The following is a 7,896-nucleotide window of genomic DNA, read 5'->3' on the forward strand; positions in this document are numbered from 1 at the left end:
GTCCGCGATTGGACTGCCCTAAGGAAACAAGGTTAGTGGTTGCTTGCTGTTTGCTCCAAAATCACATAGCCGTAAGCAGGCAATGTGAATTGAAGTTTACCGTCGTTGCTGCTTGCAACGGAAGAGCTTACTGCATATTTGCTAGTGTTTGATAACAATACAGACCAAGTCGATGAGCCGTTATCGGTGATGACAGCTGTTGCAACCGATCTAGCATCGGCCTTAGCATTTTCGATCGAGGCAGCCACTGGGGATGCAGAAGTCTCGCTTACAGCAGTTGCAGCTGCAGCTGCTGGTTTCGCAAAGCCTCTAAAAGCAACAGCATGAGGAGCAGCGTTGCAATCAGTCGGCTGAGCTTCAATTACGAAGCTCAGATCAGCCGCTTCGCCGCGAGCATTCATCGCGATAAGAAGCCGTTGGCTGCCTTCACGACGCTCATAGACCAAGGTGCCATCTGCTGCGCCAACGTGCACGAAGCGAATATCAGCGCTGCGAAGCGCGCTGTACTTGTGGCGCAGTCCGATTGCGTCGGTATAGAACGTGAGCAACTCACGGTTTTGCTCCTCTGGGTCCCACACCATGCATTTGCGGCAGCCTGGATCGCCAGCGCCATTGATGCCTACCTCATCGCCATAATAAATACATGGGGTTCCAGGGAAGGTCAGCTGGAAGAGCGAAGAAAGTTTCATCGCATCCGTATTATCCTCGCAGATCGTAAGCAGACGAGGCGTATCATGGCTATCGAGCAGGTTGAAAGCCGATTCTGTTACTTGCTGCGGATATGCTGCAAGCTGCGCTCCAATCGCATTAGCGAAGTCAGAGGCATCAATCGTTTGATAAGCAAAGAAATCAAGAACTGCATTCGTGAAAGGGTAGTTCATAACCGCATCGAATTGATCACCCTGCAGCCACATCATTGAATCATGCCAAATCTCGCCCAAAATATAAGCGTCTTTATTCACTGCTTTTACCGTCTGACGGAACTCACGCCAAAACTGATGATCAACCTCATTGGCAACATCCAATCTCCAGCCGTCGATTCCGATCTCCTCGATCCAGTAGCGAGCTACCTCGAACAAATATTGCTTCACCTCAGGATGCTCGGTGTTCAGCTTCGGCATAAGCGGCTCAAATGCGAAGGTCTCGTACGTCGGAACGCCGTCCACCACTTGCAGCGGCCATTCCCGAACATAGAACCAATCCGCATATTTTGACTGCTGTCCGTTTTTCTGAGCATCGACAAATGGAGGGAAGGTTTTGCCTGAGTGATTGAATACCGCATCAAGCAAGACACGAATGCCGCGGGCATGGCAGGCATCAACCAATTCCTTCAACTTCTCATTTGTGCCAAAATGCGGATCAACCTTCATGTAGTCTTGTGTATCATATTTGTGATTGGTCGTTGCTTCGAACAGCGGTGTGAAATATACCGCATTAATGCCAAGTGCTGAAATATGATCCAAGTGATCAATTACACCCTGGAGGTCACCGCCAAAAAAGTTTTTTGGCGTAGGCTCGCCGCCCCAAGGCAGCACATTTTCAGGATTGATCGAAGGATCGCCATTCGCGAAGCGTTCAGGGAATATTTGATAAAAGACAGCGTCCTTCACCCAAGCTGGCGGCTCAAATACATCGATTGGATTAATATATGGGAAATCAAAAAATGAATTTGAGTTGTCAGGAAGTGTAAGCTCGATACCTTTATCCGAGAAAATAATCGCCTCATCTCCGCTTATTAAGCGGAACGCATAACGCAGCCTCCGAAAAGGAGGGATAACGGAGGTTTCCCAATAATCGAATCGTGCATCCGAAGTGAAAATATGCATAGGGACCGTTGTGATCGTTTGATCCCACGCGTACTTGTCGCCAACGATTGCTTCAACTACAGCAACATCGTCTTTTTTGGTACGCAAGCGGAGGTGCAGCGTTTTTCCGTCGTAGGCGTAAGCCCAGTTTTGCTTCGGTCTGTGATAAACAGCTTCTAATAACATGATTATCGCTCCTTCATGGATGATGTGAGAAAAGATATGGAAACACGAAAAAAGGCACAACCTCTCTGCTCATAATAAGCCGAGGTTGTACCTTCTCCCATAACACGTTCAGGCGCCGCTCACGCGAAGCATATTGCGAACAAATGGTTGCGGTAGCATTGCCTTTCTATTGTAAATCTCAACACTTTTATTATACATAATTTGCACGTATTGTACTAGTCTAGTTTTGAAAAAAAATTATGCATTAACCGCTTCATGCGCTAGTGATTCCAAGTAGCGCTCGCAATCCAGAGCAGCCATACAGCCGCTTCCAGCAGCGGTAATCGCTTGGCGGTAATTACGGTCTTGAACATCGCCGCAAGCGTATACGCCTGGGATGTTCGTCTCGGAAGTGCCCGGCTTCACAATAATGTAGCCTTGCTCATCGGTGTCGATTTGACCGCCAAGGAAGCCAGTGTTAGGCGTGTGGCCGATCGTAATAAATACGCCGTCTGTTTCAAGCAATTCTTCCTCGCCCGTTTCATTATTGCGCACCTTCAACCCTTGCAAGCCCATGCCTGTTGCAGCAACTTCAAGCGGTGTACGGTTTAGGCTCCATACGATTTTGTCATTCGCACGAGCGCGATCCTGCATAATTTTTGATGCGCGCAGCTCATTGCGGCGGTTAACTACTCTTACTTCGGAAGCGAAGCGAGTAAGGAACACGGCTTCTTCCATTGCGGAGTCGCCGCCGCCTACTACAATAATCTTTTTGCCGCGGAAGAAGAAGCCATCACAAGTTGCACATGTGCTTACGCCGCGACCGATATTTTCTTGCTCACCCGGAATGCCGAGGTATTTGGCTGAAGCGCCTGTAGAGATAATGATGGATTCGGCTTGCAGCTCGCCAATGCCTTCCACATCAAGCGTGTAGGGACGTTTGCTGAAGTCGACGCTTTTTACAGAGCCTGTTTTGAATTTTGCACCAAAGCGCTGTGCTTGCTTACGCATGTTGGACATTAGCTCGCTGCCCAAAATACCATCAGGGAAACCTGGGAAGTTTTCTACTTCTGTTGTTGTTGTAAGCTGGCCGCCTGGCTGCCACCCTTCAATAACGAGCGGCTCCATGTTCGCGCGAGCCAAATAAATGGCAGCCGTCAATCCGGCAGGTCCTGTACCAATAATTATTGTTTTATGCATCATCTATATCCTCCATTCAAAATTCCGTTGAATAATAAATCCTACTTTAAAATTATTATAATGTAGCTTTAAAGTCAATATCGTTCATGTAACGTTCATGTTGGTCATGTATGCTGAAATCATAACGACATAAGTCTAATTGGAGGAAGAAAAAAATGCCCAAAATCGTAGTTGCAGACGACGATCCAAACATTCGCGAGCTGGTAGCTCTTTTCCTAAAAAGAGAAGGCTGTCAGGTCATTGAAGCTATAGATGGTATAGACGCATTAGAGAAGCTGGACGTGGTACGACCAGATCTTGCAATTATTGATGTAATGATGCCTCGCATGGACGGGTGGGCGCTTTGCGCGGAACTGCGAGCGAGCTATGATATTCCGCTGCTCATGCTGACTGCCAAGGGGGAAACCTCGCAAAAGGTGAAGGGGTTTGAGCTTGGTGTGGATGATTATATGGTCAAGCCATTTGATCCGCCGGAGCTCATAGCCCGGGTTAAGGCGCTGCTCAAAAGATACCGGATTACCGCTTCGCAGACGGTGGAGTTCGGTGATGTCCTCATGAATCGAACGGACTTTCATATGTCAGCTGGTGGCGAGAAGGTAACATTGCCGCCTAAGGAGTTTGAGCTGCTGTTCAAGCTGGCAAGCTATCCAGGCAAAACCTTTGCCCGTGATCATCTAATAGAACAAATATGGGGGATGGACTATGAGGGGGACGAGCGAACCGTTGATGTCCATATCAAAAGACTGCGGGACCGTTTTCCCGAGGAGCAATATCGTTTCTGTATCGTAACGATTCGCGGACTAGGGTATCGATTGGAGGTATGGTCATGATTCGCGGCCTTTACTTTCGAATTACGGCTACATTCCTCGTTATCGTTCTGATTAGCATCGGGGTCGCTTTTTTGTTCACGAACCAAATGTTCAAGAGGGATGCAAGGGGGCAGCTGCCCAATCAGCTGGAGAAGTCGATTGCTCGCATAGAACAGCTTTATGCCGTCTCGAAGCCGGCAGATTTGCAAGCATTTTTGGAAGAGATCTCAAGCTTGCAAGGGCAGTCAATTGTCGCTATTAGCAGCTCCAACTATTTAGTAAGGGCTGGCGAGCGAAGCGAGCTGATTATGGAGCGACTTACATTCGAGCAGCTAAGAAAGGTATTTGGCGGCAGCTCTGTCAGGCTGGATGTATACACTAGTGAGGAGGTTAGCCCGCCTTCGCCGCCTGCTTTAGGGAAACTTGTGTCATTCGGCAATGAAAGATGGGCATTGTTCGTTCAGCCAAATCGTTTTCCGCAAAATAGCAACTTCTTATGGACGGCTGTCACGCTGCTTGTTACGCTGCTGCTCGTCGGAAGCGTACTTATTCTAATCGTGGCCCGTTATTTAGTGAGGCCTCTAAAAATGATGACGAACGCTGCGACGCGAATGTCACAGGGGGATTTCAGTGTACGGCTGCCCGCAAGACGCGGCGATGAGCTCGGTGAGCTTGCGCAGGGCATGAACAAAATGGCGCTCAGCTTATCACAGCTTGAAATGATGCGTCAGGATTTTGTATCCAATGTCTCGCACGAAATGCAGTCTCCCCTTACGTCGATTGGCGGCTTCGCAGAAGCACTGCGCAGCGAGGAGGTTACTGGAGCTGAGCGGGAGCGTTATATTAGCATCATTAAGCAAGAGAGCATGCGGCTTTCTCGGCTAAGTGAAAATTTGCTTAATTTGGCATCGCTCGACTCGCAGCAGCATCCTTTTCACCCGCAGCCCTATCGACTGGATCGCCAGCTTCGAGATGTGGTGCTTGCCTGCGAGCCGCAGTGGATGGCCAAGAGGCAAACGGTCGAGCTGCTAATGGAGGAAACGGTAATTACTGCTGATCGTGATCAGCTTAATCAGGTATGGATGAATTTGCTTGCCAACAGCATGAAATTTACACCAGAGGACGGCAAAATCTTTTTGTCTTTGTCCGAACAGAATGGTTCCATTGTGGTACGAATTACCGATACCGGGATAGGCGTTCATGAGGAGGATCGCGAGCGAATATTTGAGCGTTTTTATAAAGGGGATTTATCAAGGGATAGAAGCCAAGGCGGGAGCGGGCTTGGGCTTTCGATCGCACAAACCATCATTCATATTCACGGCGGAACCATCGCGCTTGATCCAAGTGCGGACCAGCTTACTGGAGCAAGCTTTATGATTAAGCTCCCATTTGCACGAGCAACTGCTTAGTTATGGGACGAAGCTGGATAGAAGCGACAGTGGAAGCTTTTGAAGACATGGAAAACCGAGGGTGAAACCGTTATGATAAAAGGAGCGATTGCATAGAAAGCAAAGAGCTGGGGGAGATGTTAAGGTGGAGAAGCGGATTCGGAAAGCGATCATTCCTGCTGGGGGATTAGGGACAAGGTTTTTGCCGGCTACGAAAGCGCAGCCGAAAGAAATGCTGCCTATTATCGATAAGCCTGCTATTCAATATATCGTAGAAGAGGCTGTAAATTCAGGCATCGAGAGTATCGTAATCGTCAGCGGACGCAACAAACGAGCGATCGAGGACCATTTTGACAAATCTGCCGAGCTCGAAATGGAGCTGGAAGCGCGTCATAACGAAGAAATGCTGGAGATGGTGCGGAAAATATCACAGCTGGCAGATATTTATTATGTTCGTCAGAAGGAGCCGCTAGGCCTTGGCCATGCAGTGCTTTGCGCCCGCCGCTTCATAGCGGACGAGCCGTTCGCGGTATTGCTAGGCGACGATATTTTGAAAGCTGATCCGCCTTGCTTGCGGCAAATGATGGATGTGTACGAGAGGGAACAGTCATCTGTTGTAGCTGTGATGGAGGTGCCTTGGGATCAGACGCATAAATATGGTATTGTTGATATTGAGCGGGATAAGCAGGTAGCGCGAGTACGCAACATTATTGAAAAACCGGCGCAAGGACAAGCCCCGTCCAACTATGCGGTTGTTGGACGCTACGTCCTTGATCCTGTCATATTTGATCTGCTTGAGAAAGCGACGCCAGGCAAAGCTGGGGAAATTCAACTGACAGACAGCTTACAGCAATTAAACCATATCTCTTCTTTAATGGCTTATCGGTTCGATGGTATTAGACATGATGTAGGCGACAAGCTTGGTTTTGTACAAGCTACGATTGATTTTGCATTAGAGCGTGCGGATCTAGGCGATGAGGTCAGAAAGTACATGCTGGAGAGGCTGAAGGAAACGCAGTTCTAATCCATGAGAAATGAAGGCCGCTAATGAGCGGCTTTTTATTTTGTCTTTTGGCCGGTTTTATGGTTAGAACTTGAGATCATGTACGTACAAGTTCAGCGTATGATATACTACAGGAATACAACTAACGGAGTTGAGGTGTGAAGTGAAGGAACAGCAAACGCCCAAATATATGCAATTAAAGCAGGAAATTATATCATGGATCGTCACAGCGCAGTTTAAGCCGCACGAGAAGCTGCCATCGGAGAATGAGATCGGCAAGCAATTCGAGATGAGCCGGCAAACGGTGCGCCAAGCACTAGGTGATTTGGAGCAGGAGGGCTGGCTCTACCGCGTACAAGGGAAAGGGACGTTCGTGTCGGACCAATCTGCGCCAGAGCGGAAAAACTCATCCCAAGGGATGACGATCGGGATGATTACGACCCATATATCAGATTATATATTCCCGACCATCGTCAGAGGCGTTGAATCGAGCTTGCGCGCTGTAGGGGCAAGACTTCTGCTGGCGAGCACGGATAATGAAAAGGATAAAGAAAAGGATAGCCTGGAGTCGATGCTGCGCGAGCCGCTGACCGGGCTCATTATTGAGCCGACGAAGAGCGCGGAGGGCAACCCAAACTTTAATTATTTTTTGGCGCTTGATGCGCTCAAAATCCCATACATTATGCTCAATGAGCGATACAGCGACGTGGATGCGCCATGCTTGCGCGTGGATGACGAGCTTGGCGGCTATCGTGCCGCAGAGCATTTAATTAAGCTCGGCCATACGCGAATMGCTGGATTTTTTAAGACGGATGACTTTCAAGGCGTACACCGGATGCGCGGTTTTTTACGGGCTCATCGGGAGCAAGGGCACACGGTTCCGCCGGATTATTTGCTGCGCTATACGACGGAGGAGAAGCAGGACAAGCCGATGCAGGCCTTGTTTGCGATGCTGCAGCGTGAGCCGGATCAACGGCCGACCGCTATTATTTGCTATAACGATGAGCTGGCTGTAAAAATGCTTGATATCGTAAGGCAGGCTGGCTTAACGGTGCCTGAGGATCTTTCGATTGTCGGTTTTGATGATGCGAATCTGGCTACGGCTACCGAAGTGAAGCTGACAACCGTTGCGCATCCAAAAACAGAAATGGGCACGGATGCGGTCGAATTGCTGCTTAGTATGCTGGATAAGCAGCACCAGCGGCGACAAACGCAGGATAAAATATATGATCCGCAGCTTGTTATACGTGATTCAACTAGACCGCCCCAAAGCTAAGCTGTTGCTGAACGGTTAATGCTTTTTAAATGGATGAATAAAAAAGACGTGACACACTTGTACGTACAACTTATAATAAAGCAAAGATATTCTATGGCGATGTCCGTATAAGTGAATGCGGATCAGCATAGAAATGTGAGCTTGAAGGGAGCGATAAGTGGTCATGTTAGAAGCATTGAAGCATGCGGTTTGGGAAGCGAATATGGATCTTCCAAAGTACGGATTAGTTACATTTACTTGGGGCAACGTC

Annotated in this window: 6 protein-coding genes and 1 pseudogene; 5 read left to right on the forward strand and 2 right to left on the reverse strand. The window is 48.6% G+C overall.

Annotated elements, in window-relative coordinates; translation table 11 throughout:
- Positions 1-32: 32 nt before the first annotated feature.
- Together AC1DSE_RS25820 and trxB are read right to left on the reverse strand one after the other, a co-directional pair.
- On the reverse strand, positions 33-1,991 hold the full coding sequence (locus tag AC1DSE_RS25820) for a glycoside hydrolase family 13 protein (RefSeq protein WP_477512557.1): 1,959 nt from the start codon (positions 1,989-1,991) through the stop codon (positions 33-35).
- A gap of 237 nt (positions 1,992-2,228) precedes the next feature.
- The gene (trxB, locus tag AC1DSE_RS25825) at positions 2,229-3,170 is read right to left on the reverse strand and encodes a thioredoxin-disulfide reductase (RefSeq protein WP_076268899.1); all 942 of its coding nucleotides are present in this window, start codon (positions 3,168-3,170) and stop codon (positions 2,229-2,231) included.
- A gap of 155 nt (positions 3,171-3,325) precedes the next feature.
- On the opposite strand from trxB, the gene AC1DSE_RS25830 reads away from it, so the two are divergent.
- The 5 genes and pseudogenes from AC1DSE_RS25830 to araD all read left to right on the forward strand — a co-directional run.
- Positions 3,326-4,000, forward strand: coding sequence for a response regulator transcription factor (locus AC1DSE_RS25830; protein ID WP_477512558.1), 675 nt, complete (start codon positions 3,326-3,328; stop codon positions 3,998-4,000).
- Positions 3,997-5,388, forward strand: coding sequence for an ATP-binding protein (locus AC1DSE_RS25835; RefSeq protein WP_477512559.1), 1,392 nt, complete (start codon positions 3,997-3,999; stop codon positions 5,386-5,388). The genes AC1DSE_RS25830 and AC1DSE_RS25835 overlap by 4 nt, the downstream gene beginning before the upstream one ends.
- 124 nt (positions 5,389-5,512) lie before the next feature.
- Positions 5,513-6,391 (forward strand): UTP--glucose-1-phosphate uridylyltransferase GalU, encoded by an 879-nt coding sequence (gene galU, locus AC1DSE_RS25840; protein ID WP_477512560.1) that lies wholly within the window; start codon positions 5,513-5,515, stop codon positions 6,389-6,391.
- A 142-nt stretch (positions 6,392-6,533) separates the two neighbouring features.
- On the forward strand, positions 6,534-7,646 hold the full coding sequence (locus tag AC1DSE_RS25845) for a GntR family transcriptional regulator (protein WP_441878509.1): 1,113 nt from the start codon (positions 6,534-6,536) through the stop codon (positions 7,644-7,646).
- Positions 7,647-7,809: 163 nt separating this feature from the next.
- Positions 7,810-7,896 (forward strand): annotated as a pseudogene (gene araD, locus AC1DSE_RS25850) (L-ribulose-5-phosphate 4-epimerase); the annotation flags it as partial.

This window comes from Paenibacillus sp. 01L418 (assembly GCF_056400045.1).